The sequence below is a fragment of the Stutzerimonas sp. KH-1 genome (genome assembly GCF_054483855.1).
On record NZ_CM137011.1, the window covers coordinates 2,946,478 to 2,961,939 of the forward strand.

Consider the following 15,462-nt stretch of genomic DNA (forward strand, 5'->3'; position numbering starts at 1 on the left):
AAACACGAAAAAAGCAAAACCCCGCCCGAAGGCGGGGTTTTGTTGACCTGCGAGAGACACTATCACAGCAGCCCGAATAAGCAAGGCCCCTGCCGACAGCCCCCGAAATACGGGGCCTGCGCGGCACTGGAGTCACAAATCCTCGAACTCCAGCGACTCGCCGCCCTGCTCCAGCGTCACCCGCGAAAGCAACTCACCGAGCCGTTCGCCACTGGCATCGCACAACCACAACTGGCTGCCCTCGTCATAATCGAAATGAAAGCCACCGGAGCGCGCCGCCACCCACAGCTGGCGCAGCGCAGGCTGACGACTGAGGATCAGCTGGCTGCCATTGTCGAAGCGAACGGTCAGCACGCCACCGGAGTTTTCCAGGTCGACATCCAGGTTGGTGTCGTCGAATACGTCCTCGACGCTCTCCTGTACGGCATCGACCAGATCGTGATAACGGGCTTCACTCAGGCTCATGCAAGACATCCTCGAATTATTCTGCGCGCGACGAGGCCGCGCTCAACGGCGGCGAGCTTAGCAGGCCCCGCCCGGATCAAGCGAGCCGGCGGCCAGCAACGCCGCCGTGTGACGTGCTGCTCGCATAGGCAATCTGCCGGGTGCTGGGTATACTCCGGCGATTAGATTTTTCAAGGATTCCAGCCCCCATGAAGCGCCTTCTGCTTCCCTTCATCGCCCTTGCCGTCTTCGCCGCCGCGCTCAGCGGTTGTGGCCAGAAAGGTCCGCTGTACCTGCCGGATGACGAGCAGACCGTCAAAGAACGTTCCAAAGACCGTTTCGAACTCTAAAGGAGGCTGTTCATGGAGGCCTTCTCGTACCGCGACGGTCAACTCTTCGCGGAAGGCGTGGCACTGCCCGCACTCGCGCAACGCTTCGGCACCCCGACCTACGTCTACTCCCGCGCGCACATCGAGGCCCAGTACCGGGCCTATGCCGATGCGCTGGATGGCATGCCGCACCTGGTCTGCTTCGCCGTCAAAGCCAATTCCAACCTTGGCGTGCTGAACGTGCTGGCGCGCCTCGGCGCCGGCTTCGACATCGTCTCGCGCGGTGAGCTGGAGCGTGTGCTGGCCGCCGGCGGACAGCCGGGCCGTATCGTCTTCTCCGGCGTCGGCAAGACCCGCGACGACATGCGCCGCGCGCTGGAAGTTGGCGTGCACTGCTTCAACGTCGAGTCCACCGACGAGCTGGAGCGCCTGCAGCAGGTTGCCGCCGAGCTGGGCATGAAGGCGCCGGTGTCGCTACGGGTCAATCCGGACGTGGATGCCGGTACCCATCCATATATTTCCACCGGTCTGAAAGAGAACAAGTTCGGCATCGATATCGACAACGCCGAGGCGGTCTACACCCGGGCCGCCGAGCTGCCGAACCTGGACGTGGTCGGCGTCGACTGCCACATCGGTTCGCAGCTGACCAGCCTGCCGCCCTTCCTCGATGCCCTCGACCGCCTGCTGGCGCTGGTCGATCGGCTCGCCACCCGCGGCATCCAGATCCGTCACCTCGACCTCGGTGGCGGCCTTGGCGTGCGTTACCGCGACGAGCAGCCACCGCTGGCCGGCGACTACATCCAGGCCGTGCGCCAGCGCATCGAAGGCCGCGGGCTGGCACTGGTGTTCGAGCCGGGCCGCTCCATCGTCGCCAATGCCGGCGTGCTGCTGACCCGCGTGGAATACCTCAAGCACACCGCGCACAAGGATTTCGCCATCGTCGATGCGGCGATGAACGACCTAATCCGTCCGGCGCTGTACCAGGCCTGGATGAACGTGGTCGCAGTGCAGCCGCACGAAGGCGATACCCGTCGCTACGACATCGTCGGGCCGATCTGCGAGACCGGCGACTTCCTCGCCAAGGATCGCGAGCTGGCGCTGGTCGAAGGCGATCTGCTGGCGGTGTGTTCGGCCGGTGCCTATGGCTTCGTCATGAGCTCCAACTACAACACCCGCGGCCGCGCCGCCGAGGTGCTGGTGGACGGTGACCAGGCCTTCGAAGTGCGCCGTCGCGAGAGCGTTCAGGAGCTATACGCCGGCGAAAGCCTGCTGCCCACTTGAGGCCAAGATCATGCTTCTGCGCTTTACCAAGATGCACGGTCTGGGCAACGACTTCATGGTCATCGACCTGGTCAGCCAGCACGCGCACATCCAGCCCAAGCACGCCAAGCAGTGGGGCGACCGCCACACCGGTGTCGGCTTCGATCAGCTGCTGATCGTCGAGCCGCCGCAGAATCCGGACGTGGATTTCCGCTACCGCATATTCAATTCCGATGGTTCGGAAGTGGAGCAGTGCGGCAACGGCGCGCGCTGCTTCGCCCGCTTCGTGGTCGACAAGCGCCTGACCGTCAAGCGCAAGATCAAGGTCGAAACCAAGGGCGGCATCATCGAGCTGGATATCCGCCCCGATGGGCAGATCCGCGTGGACATGGGCCCGCCGCGACTGGTGCCGGCCGAAATTCCGTTCCAGGCCGAGCAGGAAGCCCTGAGCTATCCGCTCGACGTCGATGGCCAGCGCGTAGAGCTGGCCGCCGTATCCATGGGCAACCCCCATGCGGTGCTGCGCGTCGACAGCGTCGAGCAGGCGCCGGTGCATGAGCTGGGGCCGAAGATCGAGCATCACCCGCGCTTTCCGCAGCGGGTCAACGTCGGCTTCCTGCAGGTGGTCGACCGCCGCCATGCGCGGCTGCGCGTCTGGGAACGCGGCGCCGGGGAGACCCAGGCCTGCGGCACCGGTGCCTGCGCGGCTGCGGTCGCGGCGATTCGCCAGGGCTGGATGGACTCGCCGGTGCAGATCGAGCTGCCGGGTGGCCGTCTGTCCATCGAATGGGCAGGTCCGGGGCAGCCGGTTATGATGACCGGCCCCGCCGTTCGTGTATTTGAAGGACAGGTTCGCCTATGACCGACCAGACTCAGGGCAGCACTCCGCTACCCGACGCCGAAGCCGTCGCCGCTTACCTGCGCGCCCATCCGGAATTCTTCGTCGATCACGACGAGCTGATCCCCGAGCTGCGCATTCCCCATCAACCGGGCACCGCGGTGTCGCTGGTGGAGCGTCAGGTCAAGCTGCTGCGCGAGCGCAACATCGAGATGCGCCATCGGCTGTCGCAGTTGATGGACGTCGCGCGCGACAACGACCGCCTGTTCGACAAGACCCGCCGCCTGGTGCTCGACCTGCTCGACGCCGGCAGCCTGGAAGAAGTGGTCAGCGCGGTGGAAGACAGCCTGCGCCACGAATTCCAGGTGCCCTACGTCAGCCTCATCCTGTTCAGCGACGCGACACTGCCGGTGGGCCGCTGCGTCAGCACCGGCGAGGCGCAGCAGAGCATCGGCGGCCTGCTCGACGGCGGCAAGACCATCTGCGGCGTGCTACGTCCGCACGAACTGAGTTTCCTGTTCGGCGAAGATGGCGGCAGCGTCGGCTCCGCCGCGGTGGTCAGCCTGAACAATCAGCAGGGCGTGCTGGCCATCGGCAGCCCGGACCCGCAGCACTACAAGAGCTCGCTGGGCACGCTGTTTCTCGGCTATATCGCCGAAGTGTTGACCCGGGTGCTGCCGCGCTTCGGCACCCCTCTGCGTTCGGTACGCTGACGCTTGTAGCTGCGGCAACGCATCGGCGCGGCCGTACGTGCATATGTGGAGCCCAGTGTGACGCTTGAAACTGCCCTTGATGCCTACTTCGAACATCTGCGCAGCGCCCGGCAGCTCTCGGCCCACTCGCTGGACGGCTACCGGCGCGACCTGAACAAGCTGCTGGCGTACTGCGAACGCGAGCAGATCCTCGATTGGTCCGCCTTGCAAAGCCGGCACCTGCGCCAGCTGGTGGGCGAACTGCATCGCCAGGGTCAATCCAGCCGCAGCCTGGCACGCCTCTTGTCATCGGTACGCGGGCTGTATCGCTACCTCAATCAGGAGCGCCTCTGCGAACACGACCCGGCCACCGGGCTGTCCGCACCCAGGGGCGAACGCCGGCTGCCGCGCCTGCTGGATACCGATCGCGCCATGCAGCTGCTCGATGGCGGCGTCGAGGACGATTTCATCGCGCGGCGCGATCAGGCGATGCTGGAGCTGTTCTATTCCTCCGGCCTGCGCCTGTCCGAGCTGGTCGGCTTGAATCTTGAGCAGCTGGACCTGCCCGCAGGGCTGGTACGCGTGCTCGGCAAGGGCAACAAGGCACGTGAGCTGCCGGTCGGAAGCAAGGCCCGCGAGGCGCTGCAGGCCTGGCTGCCCCTACGGTCGCTGGCCAACCCAAGCGACAGCGCGGTGTTCATCGGCCAGCAGGGCCGGCGCCTCGGCGCCCGTGCGGTGCAAGTGCGGGTGCGCCAGGCAGGGGTGCGCGAACTTGGCCAGCACTTGCATCCGCACATGCTGCGTCACAGCTTCGCCAGCCACATGCTGGAGTCTTCTCAGGATCTGCGCTCGGTCCAGGAGTTGCTCGGCCACGCCGACATCGGCACCACGCAGATCTATACCCACCTGGACTTTCAGCACCTGGCCAAGGTCTATGACCAGGCGCATCCGCGCGCCAAGCGCAAGCAGGATTCCGACATATGAACATCCGCCTGATCACATTCGACCTGGACGACACGTTCTGGGAAACCAAGCCGGCCATCCAGAGCGCGGAAACCGTGCTGCGCGACTGGCTGGCCAAGCACGCGCCGCGCCTGGGCGAGTTTCCCGTCGAGGCGCTGGGTGCGATCCGGCGCATGCTGGTCGAGCGTGAGCCGACGCTGCGTCATCGTGTCAGCGAACTGCGTCGGCGCATCCTGCAGCACGCACTGGGTGATGCGGGCTATCCTCGTGAGGAAGCGGACGAACTGGCCGAGCGGGCTTTTCAGGTGTTTCTCGATGCGCGCCATGAGGTCGAGATTTTCCCGGACGTTCAGCCCACGCTGGAGTTTCTGGCCAATCACTACACCCTTGGCGTGATCACCAACGGCAACGCCGACGTGCGCCGTCTGGGCCTGGCCGACTATTTCCAGTTCACCCTCTGTGCCGAGGAGCTCGGCATCGGCAAGCCCGACCCGCACCCGTTCCGACAAGCCCTGCGGCTGGGCGGCGCCCTCCCCGAGCAGGCGGTACATATCGGCGATCATGCCGAGGACGACATCGCCGGAGCACAACAGGCGGGACTGCGCGCGGTCTGGTTCAATCCTGGGCAAATCGCCTGGACGCAGGATTACCAGCCCGACGCGCAGATCCGCAGCCTCGCCGAGCTGCCCAAGCTGCTGCTCGACTGGCGCGGCAACTGAGCCAGAGACAAGCTGCTGCTGAATACGAACAAGCCCGCGCATGGCGGGCTTGTTCGTATGTAAATGGTGCTCAGATAGGACGGCTGCCGTACTTGCTGTCCGGCTTCTTCGGCGGGTCGGCGACTACGTTGGGCTCGACTTCCTGGACGCGACCACCACGTGCCAGGAATTCCTCCATGGCCCGCGCCAGCGCCTCACGCTCCTTCTGCTTGGCTTCCAGACTCGGCAGTTCGTCAGGCTCGGCAGCCTTGGCCTTTTTCTTGGCCGGCGTGGCGCGCTCGCTGTCGGTGCCTTCGTCGTCGAGGTTGTCGTCGCCGTCGTCGGCCGCGTTCAGCTCCTCGCCTTCCTCCTCGTCGCTCACGTCCAGATCGTCTTGTTCTAGTTCTTCGTCGCTCATGTTCTACCTCATGGCTTTGCCAAAGCGGAGTAAGTTATAGCCCAGCGATGCGGAATGACCGACACCGCCAAAAAAAATTCAACTTGCCGTCCCGTGCAGCGTTGCGACTATCTGCCGCGCGCCACCCTGGTCGCGGTGTTCCCCGAGATAGATGCCCTGCCAGGTCCCCAGCGCCAGGCGCCCCGTGCTCACTGGCAGGCTCAGTTGGCAACCGAGCAGGCTGGCCTTGAAGTGCGCCGGCAGATCATCCGGCCCTTCGTAGTCATGCTCGTAACCCTCTTCGCCCTGCGGCACCAGACGATTGAAGAAGCGTTCGAAGTCGCGCCGTACCGCCGCATCGGCATTCTCGTTGATCGTCAGCGAGGCCGAGGTATGCCGCAGCCACAGGTGTAACAGACCGACCTGGCATCGACGCAGTTCCGGCAGCGCGCCGAGCACCTCGTCGGTGATCAGATGAAAACCGCGCGGCCGGGCGCGAAGGGTGATCAGGGTCTGTTGCCACATGTTCGAAGACTCATGTTCAACGACGGGTCGCGCGCATTCTAGCGTGGCGCCGAAAAAAACAAAGGGCGCCAAAAGGCGCCCTTGTCATGACCCTTTGAGTCGTTACTGACGAGTGAACTCCGGATAGGCTTCCAGACCGCATTCGACCACGTCCACGCCCTCGTACTCTTCTTCCTCGCTGACGCGCAGGCCCATCACCGCCTTGATGATGCCCCAGACGATCAAGCTGGCGATGAACACCCAGAGGAAGATCGAGACCAGACCCAGCAGCTGGGCACCGAAGGTGGCATCGGCGTTGGTCAGCGGCACGGCCAGCAGGCCCCACATGCCGGCGACACCGTGCACGGAGATGGCACCGACCGGGTCATCGAGCTTGAGCTTGTCCAGCGCGAGAATGCTGAACACCACCAGCACGCCACCCACGCCACCGATCAGCGTCGCCTGCAGGGCGCTCGGGGTCAGCGGCTCGGCGGTGATCGCCACCAGACCGGCCAGCGCACCGTTGAGCACCATGGTCAGGTCGGACTTGCCGAACAGCAGGCGCGCAGTGATCAGCGCCGCAATCAGGCCACCGGCCGCGCCCATGTTGGTGTTGACGAAGACCTGGGCAACCGCGTTGGCGTCTTCGATGGTGCTCATTTTCAGCTGCGAGCCACCGTTGAAGCCGAACCAGCCCATCCACAGGATGAAGGCACCGAGGGTCGCCAGCGGCAGGTTGGCGCCGGGAATGGCGTTGATCTGGCCGTTCGGGCCGTACTTGCCCTTGCGCGGACCAAGCAGCAGGACACCGGCCAGCGCCGCGGCCGCACCGGCCATGTGCACGATGCCGGAGCCGGCGAAGTCGAGGAAGCCGGCGGCATCCAGGAAACCACCGCCCCACTTCCAGAAGCCCTGAACCGGATAGATGAAGCCGGTCATCACCACCGCGAAGGCGATGAACGCCCACAGCTTCATGCGCTCGGCCACCGCACCGGAAACCACCGACATACAGGTCGCGGCGAAGACGATCTGGAAGAAGAAGTCGGCACGCGCGGAGTAGTAAGGCGCGTCCTCACCACCGGCGGCGACCACATCGACCGCATGCTCGTCACCGATCAGGAAGCCCAGGCTCGGCAGGATGCCGCCTTCCGGGCTGGAGTACATGATGTAGTAGCCGACCAGCAGATACATGATCGACGCCAGCGCGTAGAGCACGATGTTCTTGGTGAGGATCTCAGCGGTGTTCTTGGCCCGGACCAGACCGGCTTCGAGCATGGCGAAACCCGCCGCCATCCACATCACCAGCGCTCCGCAGATCACGAAGTAGAAGGTATCGAGTCCGTACTGGACGGGTATCAATGCAGTGCTATCCATGTGTCACCTCTTGCTGTCGCGCTTTGTGCGCTGTTCGGTCCGCTGGCCACCGCATGCTGCATCGATGGCCAGCGCCGCTTTTCGGATTGGCCCCGGGTTGGCTCCGGGGCGCCCTGAATGGCTTACAGGTTGTAGCCGCGCTCGTTGTGCAGGCTGAGGTCGAGGCCGACGGTTTCCTGCTCCTCGTTGACCCGCAGCCCCATCACCAGATCGATCGCCTTGAGGATCAGGTAGGTGACGATGCCGGTGTACACCACGGTGAACAGCACGCCCTTGAACTGAATCCACAGCTGCAGGCCGATGTTCTCCACCTCGCCGAAGCCTCCCAGCATGGGCGCGGCGAAGATGCCGGTGAGCAGCGCACCGACGATGCCGCCCACGCCGTGCACACCGAAGGCATCCAGCGAATCGTCGTAGCCAAGCTTGCGTTTCAGGCTGGTGGCGCAGAAGAAGCAGACCACCCCGGAGACCAGACCGATGACCAGCGCGCCCATCGGGCCGACCGTGCCGGCAGCCGGCGTGATGGCGACCAGACCGGCGACCACGCCGGAGGCGATGCCCAGTGCACTGGGTTTGCCGTGGCCGATCCACTCGGCGAACATCCAGCCCAGCGCCGCGGCGGCGGTGGCGATCTGGGTGACCAGCATGGCCATGCCGGCGGTGCCGTTGGCGGCCACGGCGGAGCCGGCGTTGAAGCCGAACCAGCCGATCCACAGCATCGCCGCGCCGACCAGGGTCAGCCCCAGGTTGTGCGGTGCCATGGGCGTGGTCGGGAAGCCCTTGCGCTTGCCCAGCACCAGGCAGGCCACCAGGCCAGCGATACCGGCGTTGATGTGCACCACGGTGCCACCGGCGAAGTCCAGCACGCCCCAGTCCCACATCAGGCCGCCGTCACCGCCCCAGACCATGTGCGCGATCGGCGCATAGACCAGGGTGAACCAGACGCCCATGAACACCAGCATCGCCGAGAATTTCATGCGCTCGGCGAAGGCGCCGACGATGAGCGCCGGCGTGATGATGGCAAAGGTCATCTGGAACGTGATGAAGACGCTTTCTGGGAACGCGCCGACCAGGCTGTCAGGCGTCAGGCCGCTGAGGAAGGCACGATCCAGACCGCCGACGAAGGAATTGAAGTTGGTGACGCCCGCTTCCATACCGGTGGTATCGAACGCGAGGCTGTAGCCATAGACCATCCAGAGGATGCTCATCAGGCCGGTGATGGCGAAGCACTGCATCATCACCGAGAGGATGTTCTTCGAGCGGACCATGCCGCCGTAGAACAGCGCCAGCCCGGGGATGGTCATGAACAGCACCAGCGCAGTGGCCGTCAGCATCCATGCCGTATCGCCTGAATCCAGCGTCGCCTCCTGCGCCAAGGCGATGCCTGGGCTTATCAGAGGCAAAAGGGCTCCTAGCCCTGCGAATCTTCGCAGAGTCATGGTTTTACTCCTGGGGCGTGGGGGTTCGGAGGTGCTGCTTAAATCGCGTCGGTATCGGTTTCGCCGGTACGGATGCGGATAGCCTGTTCCAGGTTGACCACGAAGATCTTGCCGTCACCGATCTTGCCGGTGTTGGCGGCCTTGGTGATGGCCTCGATGACGCGATCGAGCTGATCGTCGGCGATGGCCACGTCAATCTTTACCTTCGGCAGGAAGTCGACGACGTATTCGGCACCGCGATACAACTCGGTGTGGCCCTTCTGACGACCGAAGCCTTTGACTTCGGTCACGGTGATGCCCTGTACGCCAATTTCCGACAGCGACTCGCGCACGTCGTCCAGCTTGAACGGCTTGATGATGGCAGTGACTAGTTTCATGAAAACTTCTCCCGTTTAGGTGGACTTGCCCCAGAAGTACGAACCCGGCTCAAGTCTAAGCTCAGTGTCTGGCTGTTGTAACGCTCCGGCTTCAGCCGGGCCGCGGACCGACACCACCAATCTCTCCGACGAAGCGTCGCGAATCGCTCATGCACCGCAACGAACCGGTGCGTGCGTCAACAGGAGCAAAGCAGAATCGATGCCAGCTTTGCGCAAGCCGCTTGCTACGCGGGTTCGGCCTCAAACGAAGCGGCCCGACGGACGGTTCCGCCTGATGAACGCACAGAAATGGTGCGCAGGCGCACCAGGCTCTGCTCATTTTTTGTGCGCCACCTGCAAGAAAGGCAGAAAAATCACCGTGCTACACTGCGCCCCGTTCAACGACAGGTGTTTTCAATGTTGCCGCCAAAAGCTTTCCTAGATGCCATCGGCTCCCAGGCCTCGCGCCTGTTCAACGGCGAGACGCCGCTGCCGCGTGGCGAGTTCGAAGCCCAGCTCAAGGGCGTGGTGCAGGGCGCACTGAACAAGCTCGACGTGGTCAGCCGCGACGAATTCGACAGCCAGATGGTGGTGCTCGCCCGCACCCGCGCGCGCCTGGAGGCGCTCGAAGCCAAGGTTGCCGAACTGGAAGAAAAGCTCACGCCGCCCGCGTCCTGATAGACCGGGCCGCGACACGATCAAAGGAGTGATCGAATGTCCCTGGCCATCGTTCATAGCCGCGCTCAGATCGGCGTCGAAGCGCCGCCGGTGACCGTCGAAGCCCACCTGGCCAACGGTCTGCCGGCGCTGACCCTGGTCGGCCTGCCGGAAACCGCGGTCAAGGAAAGCAAGGATCGCGTGCGCAGCGCCATCCTCAGCTCCGGTTTCGATTTTCCCGCACGACGCATCACCCTCAACCTCGCCCCTGCCGACCTGCCCAAGGACGGTGGCCGCTTCGACCTGTCCATTGCCCTGGGCATCCTTGCCGCCAGCGGACAGCTGCCCAGCGAACGCCTGGGGCAGCTGGAATGCCTGGGCGAACTGGCACTGTCCGGCGCCCTGCGCCCGGTGCAGGGCGTGCTGCCCGCCGCCCTCGCTGCACGTGCCGCCGGTCGTGCACTGCTGGTGCCGCGGGCCAACGCCGAGGAAGCCAGCCTGGCCTCAGGGCTAACCGTCTATGCCGCCGAGCACTTGCTCGAGGTCGCCGCGCACTTCAACGGCGTCACGCCACTCGAACCCTATGTCGCCCAGGGCCTGCTACGGCAGGTCCAGCCTTACCCTGACCTGGCCGACGTGCAGGGCCAGCAGGCGGCCAAGCGCGGCCTGCTGATCGCCGCGGCCGGTGCGCACAACCTGCTGTTTTCCGGGCCACCCGGTACCGGCAAGACGCTGCTGGCCAGCCGCCTGCCCGGCCTGTTGCCGCCGCTGGACGAACAGGAGGCGCTGGAGGTCGCGGCCATTCATTCGGTGGCCAGCCATAGCCCTCTCGAACATTGGCCGCAACGACCGTTCCGCCAGCCCCATCACAGTGCATCAGGGCCGGCGCTGGTCGGTGGCGGCAGCCGCCCGCAGCCGGGGGAAATCACCCTGGCGCATCAGGGTGTGCTGTTTCTCGACGAACTGCCTGAGTTCGATCGCAAGGTACTCGAGGTCCTGCGCGAGCCGCTGGAATCCGGCCATATCGTCATCGCCCGGGCGCGCGACAAGGTGCGCTTTCCGGCGCGTTTTCAGCTCGTCGCTGCGATGAATCCCTGCCCCTGTGGCTACCTCGGCGATCCCAACGGGCGCTGCCGCTGCACACCGGAGCAGATTCAGCGCTACCGCAACAAGCTCTCCGGACCGCTGCTCGACCGCATCGACCTGCACCTGACCGTGGCGCGCGAAGCAACCGCCCTCAACGCACCGCCGCAGACGGGCCAGAGCAGCGCGGTGCTCGCCGCGCAGGTCGCCGAGGCACGGCAGCGGCAACTTGCCCGTCAGGGCTGCGCCAACGCCTTTCTCGATCTGGCCGGCCTGCGCAGTCATTGCCAGCTCGGTGCCGACGACCAGGCCTGGCTGGAACGCGCCTGCGAACGCTTGGCGCTGTCGTTGCGCGCGGCGCACCGCTTGCTCAAGGTGGCGCGCACCCTCGCCGATCTGGAACAGGCCGAGCGAATCAGCCGTCAGCACCTCGCCGAAGCCCTGCAGTACCGGCCCGGGAGTCAAGCCTGAACCTGCTCTAGCCCGGGCTTCGGTGCGCATCGATCGGCTGCGGACAACCAGCATCCTTTGCGGTCTGTGTTAAGTTGGATGGCTTTCGCCACAGGCGGCCACTCCCCAGAAACAACCCGAAGGAGCGCAGCATGGAGGCAAAACAGCCCTCGTCGTCCCACCTCAACGCCCCGGTCTTTTACGGCTCGGCGGTCATCATCCTGGCGCTGGTGATCTACAGCGTCGCCTTCCAGAGCCACGCGCAAACGCTGTTCGGCGACACGCAGGCCTGGATCATCGCCAACGTCAGCTGGCTCTACATCCTCGCCGTTGCACTCATCCTGCTCATGGTGGTGCTGCTGGCCTTCAGTCGTTACGGCGATATCAAGCTCGGACCGGATCATAGCGAACCGGATTACAGCGCCCTGACCTGGTTCGCCATGCTGTTTTCCGCCGGCATGGGCATCGGCCTGATGTTCTTCGGCGTCGCCGAACCAGTGATGCACTTTCTCTCACCGCCAGTGGGCGAAGGCGGCACCAGCGCGGCCGCCTATGAGGCGATGAAGATCACCTTCTTCCACTGGGGCCTGCATGCCTGGGCGATCTACGCCATCGTGGCGATGATCCTGGCCTACTTCGCCTACCGCCACGGCCTGCCGCTCACCCTGCGCTCGGCGCTCTACCCGCTGATCGGCGAGCGCATCTATGGGCCAATCGGCCATGCCGTGGACATCTTCGCCATCATCGGTACTGTGCTCGGCGTCGCCACCTCGCTGGGCCTCGGCGTCACTCAGATCAACACAGGACTGAACCACCTCTACGGCCTGCCTATATCGGTGCCGGTGCAGATCGGCCTGATCATAGCCACCACGCTGCTGGCGACGATTTCGGTGGTCACCGGCCTGGACAAGGGCGTGCGCCGACTGTCGGAGCTGAACCTGACGCTGGCCGCGCTGCTGTTGCTGATGGTGCTGATCGCCGGGCCAACCGTGTTCATCCTGCAGACTTTCGTGCAGAACACCGGTAGCTACCTGTCGGACATCGTCAACAAGACCTTCAACCTCTACGCCTACGAGCCGAACGACTGGATCGGCGGCTGGACGCTGTTCTACTGGGGCTGGTGGCTGGCCTGGTCGCCCTTCGTCGGCCTGTTCATCGCGCGCATCTCGCGCGGCCGGACGATTCGCGAGTTCGTCACAGGCGTGCTGCTGGTACCGACCGCATTCACCCTGCTGTGGATGACCGTCTTCGGCGACACCGCGATCCACATGATCCTCTGGGAACACGTTTCCAGCCTCGGTGAAGCCATCGAGCAGGACAGTTCGCTAGCGCTGTTCGCCTTCCTCGAGCACTTCCCCTTCTCGGGCTTTATCTCGCTGATCGCGATCATCATGGTGGTGGTGTTCTTCGTCACTTCGGCGGACTCCGGGGCACTCGTGGTTGACATGCTCGCCTCCGGCGGCCAGCAGGGCACCCCGGTCTGGCAGCGCATCTTCTGGGCCGCCTCCATGGGCGGCGTGGCCATCGCGCTGCTGCTCGCCGATGGTCTGACCGCGCTGCAGACGGCGACCATCGCCAGCGCCCTGCCCTTCACCATCGCGCTACTCTGTTCGATGTGGGGTCTGCTCAAGGCGCTGCGCCTGGATGCCACCAAACAGGGGCTGCGCTACCAGGCCCTGAGCACGTCACCCAGCGCACCGCGCAGTGCCGGTGGCTGGCAACGTCGCCTGCGTACGCTGATGCTGTTCCCGCGACGCGCCCATGTGGTGCGCTTCATCACCGAAGTGGTGCGTCCGGCCTACGAAGACATCGCCGAGGAAATGCGCAAGCAGGGCTATGCGGTGGAGATCAGCGAAGGTGACGATCGTCGCTTGCGCTTCGAAATCACCCACGAAGGCGAGCCGGACTTCATCTACGAGGTGCGCCCGCGGGCCTACGCCATGCCGAGTTTCGTCGCCACCAGCGAGGACGACGAGCGCGAGGAGCGCAAGTACTTCCGCGCCGAGGTGCATCTCAAGGAAGGCGGGCAGGATTACGACGTGATGGGCTGGAGCCGTGAGGACGTGATCGGCGACATCCTCGGCCAGTACGAGAAGCACATGCACTTCCTGCACATGGTCCGCTGAGGCGGACCGGGTTCCGCCGAGCGCTTCGGCTCAGTGCGTCAGGCCCGCAGCCTGGCGCTCGGCGTTCATGAAGCTCATCAGCTCGGCCAGCGGCAACGGCTGGCTGACCAGATAGCCCTGCACCTGCTGCGCACCAAACTGGCGCAGCAGCTCCAGTTGCTCAGCGGTTTCAACCCCCTCGGCGACCACTTGCAACTCCAGTTCGCGGGCCAGGCCGATCATAGCCCGTACCAGCTGCATCTTCTCGGGGCGCGCGGTCATCCCGGCGACGAAACTCTTGTCGACCTTCAGCAAAGTGATCGGCAGGCTGGACAGATGCACGAAAGACGAGAAACCGGTGCCGAAGTCATCCAGCGAGAAGCGCACGCCCAGCTGACCGAGTGCGACCATGGCACTGCGGACCTGCTCGCTGCGGCGCATCACGGCGGTTTCGGTGAGCTCGAACTCCAGCCAGTGTGGATCGATGGCGCGCTCGTCGATCAGCCGCGTCAGCGTCGGCAGCAGCTGGCTGTCCTGGAATTGCCGGAACGACAGGTTGACCGCCATGTGCAGCGAGTCCGCACCCTGCTCGTGCAGGCTCTGCAGGTCGCGCAGGGCGCGGGCGATGACCCAATAGCCGAGCGGCACGATCAGTCCACTCTCCTCGGCCATGGGAATGAAGGCATCCGGCGCCAGCAGGCCGCGCTCGGGATGTAGCCAGCGCACAAGCGCCTCAAGCCCGACGACGCGGCCACTGTCCAGGCACAGGCGTGGCTGGTAGTGCAGCTCCAGCTCGCCGCGGCGCAACGCCCGGCGCAGTTCACCCTCCTGATCGGCCAGGCTGCGTGCGCTGCGGCTGACGTGCTCGTCATACAGACACCAGGTGCAGCCCTGGCTCGCCTTGGCCTGCCGCATGGCCAGTTGCGCGTGCCAGAGCAGCGCGTCGGCCGACGTCCCGGCAGTGGCTCGCGCCAGCCCGAGGCTGCATCCGAGCATCAGGCTCTCGCCGTCCACCCAGTAGGGCTCGGCCAGCGCCTCGACGATGCGATCGGCGATCGCGTCGGCGCGGCCGCTGTCGTCGCGGGTATCGAGCAGCAGCGCGAACTCGTCGCCACCCAGCCGGGCCAGCACGTCGCCCGCCTCCAGCTGCGCCTTGAGCCGGGCGACCACCTGCAGGATCAGGCGGTCCCCGGCCTCGTGACCGAGGGCGTCGTTGACATGGCGGAAATTGTCCAGATCCAGATAACCGAGCTCGAGCCCCTGGCCACCGTGCTCGCTCAGGGCATCGAGTAGCTGCGCCTGAAAGCCCTGGCGATTGGCGATGCCGGTGTGCGGGTCGCGCACCGCAAGCTTCTGCAGGGTGCCCTGCAGGTTGCAGCGTTCACGAACGTAGCGCAGGCAGCGGCGCAGCACCTCGGCGCTGAGCTGGTCGGCCACCAGCCAGTCGACCGCGCCTTCAGGGACTTCTTCCGGCTCCTCGTCGAGCAGCAGGATCAGCGGCCAGGGGAAGCGCCCGGGCGCCGGCCGGCATTGCGGCGTTGCCAGAACCAGGCAGGGCGATTCGAGCTGCTTGCTGACGGTCTGCCAGTCCGACGCCACGATCAGCTGCTCGGCGTGGGCCGAACCCTTCAGGCAGGCGCGCAGCCGCACCGCCCAGTCGGGTCGATGCGCCAACAGCAACAGTGGCATGGGTTGGGCGGGCGCTGGCAAGCGGCCTCCGGACTCTAGAGCTATTTGAAGACACCAATGGTCTCCGATCTCACCATTCCCTGTGCGACCACCCAGCATCCTGCCGCGCGACAAGACTAATCGATTCTTGCCGATAGCCAAGCCCCGAGCGCGACGATCGGCGTTTTATTGCCGCCGTAACGCG

Annotated in this window: 16 protein-coding genes; 9 read left to right on the top strand and 7 right to left on the bottom strand. The window is 65.1% G+C overall.

Annotated features, from left to right (window positions below; translation table 11 throughout):
- Positions 1-132 precede the first annotated feature (132 nt).
- Entirely contained in the window at positions 133-465 is a 333-nt protein-coding gene (cyaY, locus tag ACX1DW_RS14270) for an iron donor protein CyaY (RefSeq protein WP_020306713.1), read from the bottom strand.
- Positions 466-653: 188 nt separating this feature from the next.
- Between cyaY and lptM the strand changes: the two genes are divergently transcribed.
- Genes lptM through ACX1DW_RS14300 form a run of 6 tightly spaced genes read left to right on the top strand, consistent with a single transcriptional unit; the run spans position 654 to position 5,245 of the window.
- Positions 654-794, top strand: coding sequence for an LPS translocon maturation chaperone LptM (lptM, locus tag ACX1DW_RS14275; protein WP_003283423.1), 141 nt, complete (start codon positions 654-656; stop codon positions 792-794).
- 12 nt (positions 795-806) lie between these two features.
- On the top strand, positions 807-2,054 hold the full coding sequence (gene lysA / locus ACX1DW_RS14280; protein ID WP_458991728.1) for a diaminopimelate decarboxylase: 1,248 nt from the start codon (positions 807-809) through the stop codon (positions 2,052-2,054).
- Between the two features lie 10 nt (positions 2,055-2,064).
- A complete protein-coding gene (gene dapF / locus ACX1DW_RS14285; RefSeq protein WP_063539582.1) occupies positions 2,065-2,895 on the top strand; it encodes a diaminopimelate epimerase in 831 nt (276 codons plus the stop codon).
- Entirely contained in the window at positions 2,892-3,584 is a 693-nt protein-coding gene (locus ACX1DW_RS14290) for a DUF484 family protein (protein WP_125868768.1), read from the top strand. The genes dapF and ACX1DW_RS14290 overlap by 4 nt, the downstream gene beginning before the upstream one ends.
- Before the next feature lie 57 nt (positions 3,585-3,641).
- Positions 3,642-4,547: a tyrosine recombinase XerC gene (gene xerC, locus ACX1DW_RS14295; protein WP_458991729.1), complete on the top strand. Its 906-nt coding sequence runs from the start codon at positions 3,642-3,644 to the stop codon at positions 4,545-4,547.
- Positions 4,544-5,245: an HAD family hydrolase gene (locus ACX1DW_RS14300; protein ID WP_125868766.1), complete on the top strand. Its 702-nt coding sequence runs from the start codon at positions 4,544-4,546 to the stop codon at positions 5,243-5,245. Before xerC ends, ACX1DW_RS14300 begins: the two co-directional genes overlap by 4 nt.
- A 70-nt stretch (positions 5,246-5,315) precedes the next feature.
- On the opposite strand, the gene sutA is transcribed toward ACX1DW_RS14300, so the two are convergent.
- From sutA to glnK, 5 genes are all read right to left on the bottom strand, one after another.
- Positions 5,316-5,642 (bottom strand): transcriptional regulator SutA, encoded by a 327-nt coding sequence (gene sutA, locus ACX1DW_RS14305; RefSeq protein WP_125868765.1) that lies wholly within the window; start codon positions 5,640-5,642, stop codon positions 5,316-5,318.
- Positions 5,643-5,720: 78 nt separating this feature from the next.
- Positions 5,721-6,146 carry a secondary thiamine-phosphate synthase enzyme YjbQ gene (locus ACX1DW_RS14310; RefSeq protein ID WP_200600466.1) on the bottom strand — a complete coding sequence of 142 codons (426 nt, stop codon included), beginning with the start codon at positions 6,144-6,146 and terminating at the stop codon, positions 5,721-5,723.
- A 102-nt stretch (positions 6,147-6,248) separates the two neighbouring features.
- Positions 6,249-7,499 (bottom strand): ammonium transporter, encoded by a 1,251-nt coding sequence (locus ACX1DW_RS14315; RefSeq protein WP_063539578.1) that lies wholly within the window; start codon positions 7,497-7,499, stop codon positions 6,249-6,251.
- A gap of 122 nt (positions 7,500-7,621) precedes the next feature.
- Positions 7,622-8,938 (bottom strand): ammonium transporter, encoded by a 1,317-nt coding sequence (locus ACX1DW_RS14320; RefSeq protein WP_458991730.1) that lies wholly within the window; start codon positions 8,936-8,938, stop codon positions 7,622-7,624.
- Positions 8,939-8,976: 38 nt separating this feature from the next.
- A complete protein-coding gene (gene glnK, locus ACX1DW_RS14325) occupies positions 8,977-9,315 on the bottom strand; it encodes a P-II family nitrogen regulator (protein ID WP_003096476.1) in 339 nt (112 codons plus the stop codon).
- Positions 9,316-9,711: 396 nt separating this feature from the next.
- Here glnK and ACX1DW_RS14330 point away from each other — a divergent pair, with 396 nt between their 5' ends.
- The 3 genes from ACX1DW_RS14330 to ACX1DW_RS14340 all read left to right on the top strand — a co-directional run bounded on the left by ACX1DW_RS14330 (position 9,712) and on the right by ACX1DW_RS14340 (position 13,610).
- Positions 9,712-9,972: an accessory factor UbiK family protein gene (locus tag ACX1DW_RS14330; RefSeq protein WP_013981620.1), complete on the top strand. Its 261-nt coding sequence runs from the start codon at positions 9,712-9,714 to the stop codon at positions 9,970-9,972.
- Between the two features lie 36 nt (positions 9,973-10,008).
- Positions 10,009-11,505: a YifB family Mg chelatase-like AAA ATPase gene (locus ACX1DW_RS14335; protein WP_458991731.1), complete on the top strand. Its 1,497-nt coding sequence runs from the start codon at positions 10,009-10,011 to the stop codon at positions 11,503-11,505.
- Positions 11,506-11,636: 131 nt separating this feature from the next.
- Positions 11,637-13,610, top strand: a complete 1,974-nt coding sequence (locus ACX1DW_RS14340) for a BCCT family transporter (RefSeq protein WP_253750158.1) — start codon at positions 11,637-11,639, stop codon at positions 13,608-13,610.
- Between the two features lie 30 nt (positions 13,611-13,640).
- Here the strand turns inward: ACX1DW_RS14340 and ACX1DW_RS14345 are convergent, their stop codons facing one another.
- Positions 13,641-15,278 (bottom strand): putative bifunctional diguanylate cyclase/phosphodiesterase, encoded by a 1,638-nt coding sequence (locus ACX1DW_RS14345; protein ID WP_458993409.1) that lies wholly within the window; start codon positions 15,276-15,278, stop codon positions 13,641-13,643.
- Between the last annotated feature and the right edge of the window lie 184 nt (positions 15,279-15,462).

Bases quoted from the DNA above. Each gene is read 5' to 3' on its own strand.
- cyaY (WP_020306713.1), bottom strand. From the start codon at position 465: ATGAGCCTGAGTGAAGCCCGTTATCACGATCTGGTCGATGCCGTACAG.
- lptM (WP_003283423.1), top strand. From the start codon at position 654: ATGAAGCGCCTTCTGCTTCCCTTCATCGCCCTTGCCGTCTTCGCCGCC.
- lysA (WP_458991728.1), top strand. From the start codon at position 807: ATGGAGGCCTTCTCGTACCGCGACGGTCAACTCTTCGCGGAAGGCGTG.
- dapF (WP_063539582.1), top strand. From the start codon at position 2,065: ATGCTTCTGCGCTTTACCAAGATGCACGGTCTGGGCAACGACTTCATG.
- ACX1DW_RS14290 (WP_125868768.1), top strand. From the start codon at position 2,892: ATGACCGACCAGACTCAGGGCAGCACTCCGCTACCCGACGCCGAAGCC.
- ACX1DW_RS14300 (WP_125868766.1), top strand. From the start codon at position 4,544: ATGAACATCCGCCTGATCACATTCGACCTGGACGACACGTTCTGGGAA.
- sutA (WP_125868765.1), bottom strand. From the start codon at position 5,642: ATGAGCGACGAAGAACTAGAACAAGACGATCTGGACGTGAGCGACGAG.
- ACX1DW_RS14310 (WP_200600466.1), bottom strand. From the start codon at position 6,146: ATGTGGCAACAGACCCTGATCACCCTTCGCGCCCGGCCGCGCGGTTTT.
- ACX1DW_RS14315 (WP_063539578.1), bottom strand. From the start codon at position 7,499: ATGGATAGCACTGCATTGATACCCGTCCAGTACGGACTCGATACCTTC.
- ACX1DW_RS14320 (WP_458991730.1), bottom strand. From the start codon at position 8,938: ATGACTCTGCGAAGATTCGCAGGGCTAGGAGCCCTTTTGCCTCTGATA.
- glnK (WP_003096476.1), bottom strand. From the start codon at position 9,315: ATGAAACTAGTCACTGCCATCATCAAGCCGTTCAAGCTGGACGACGTG.
- ACX1DW_RS14330 (WP_013981620.1), top strand. From the start codon at position 9,712: ATGTTGCCGCCAAAAGCTTTCCTAGATGCCATCGGCTCCCAGGCCTCG.
- ACX1DW_RS14335 (WP_458991731.1), top strand. From the start codon at position 10,009: ATGTCCCTGGCCATCGTTCATAGCCGCGCTCAGATCGGCGTCGAAGCG.
- ACX1DW_RS14340 (WP_253750158.1), top strand. From the start codon at position 11,637: ATGGAGGCAAAACAGCCCTCGTCGTCCCACCTCAACGCCCCGGTCTTT.
- ACX1DW_RS14345 (WP_458993409.1), bottom strand. From the start codon at position 15,278: ATGCCACTGTTGCTGTTGGCGCATCGACCCGACTGGGCGGTGCGGCTG.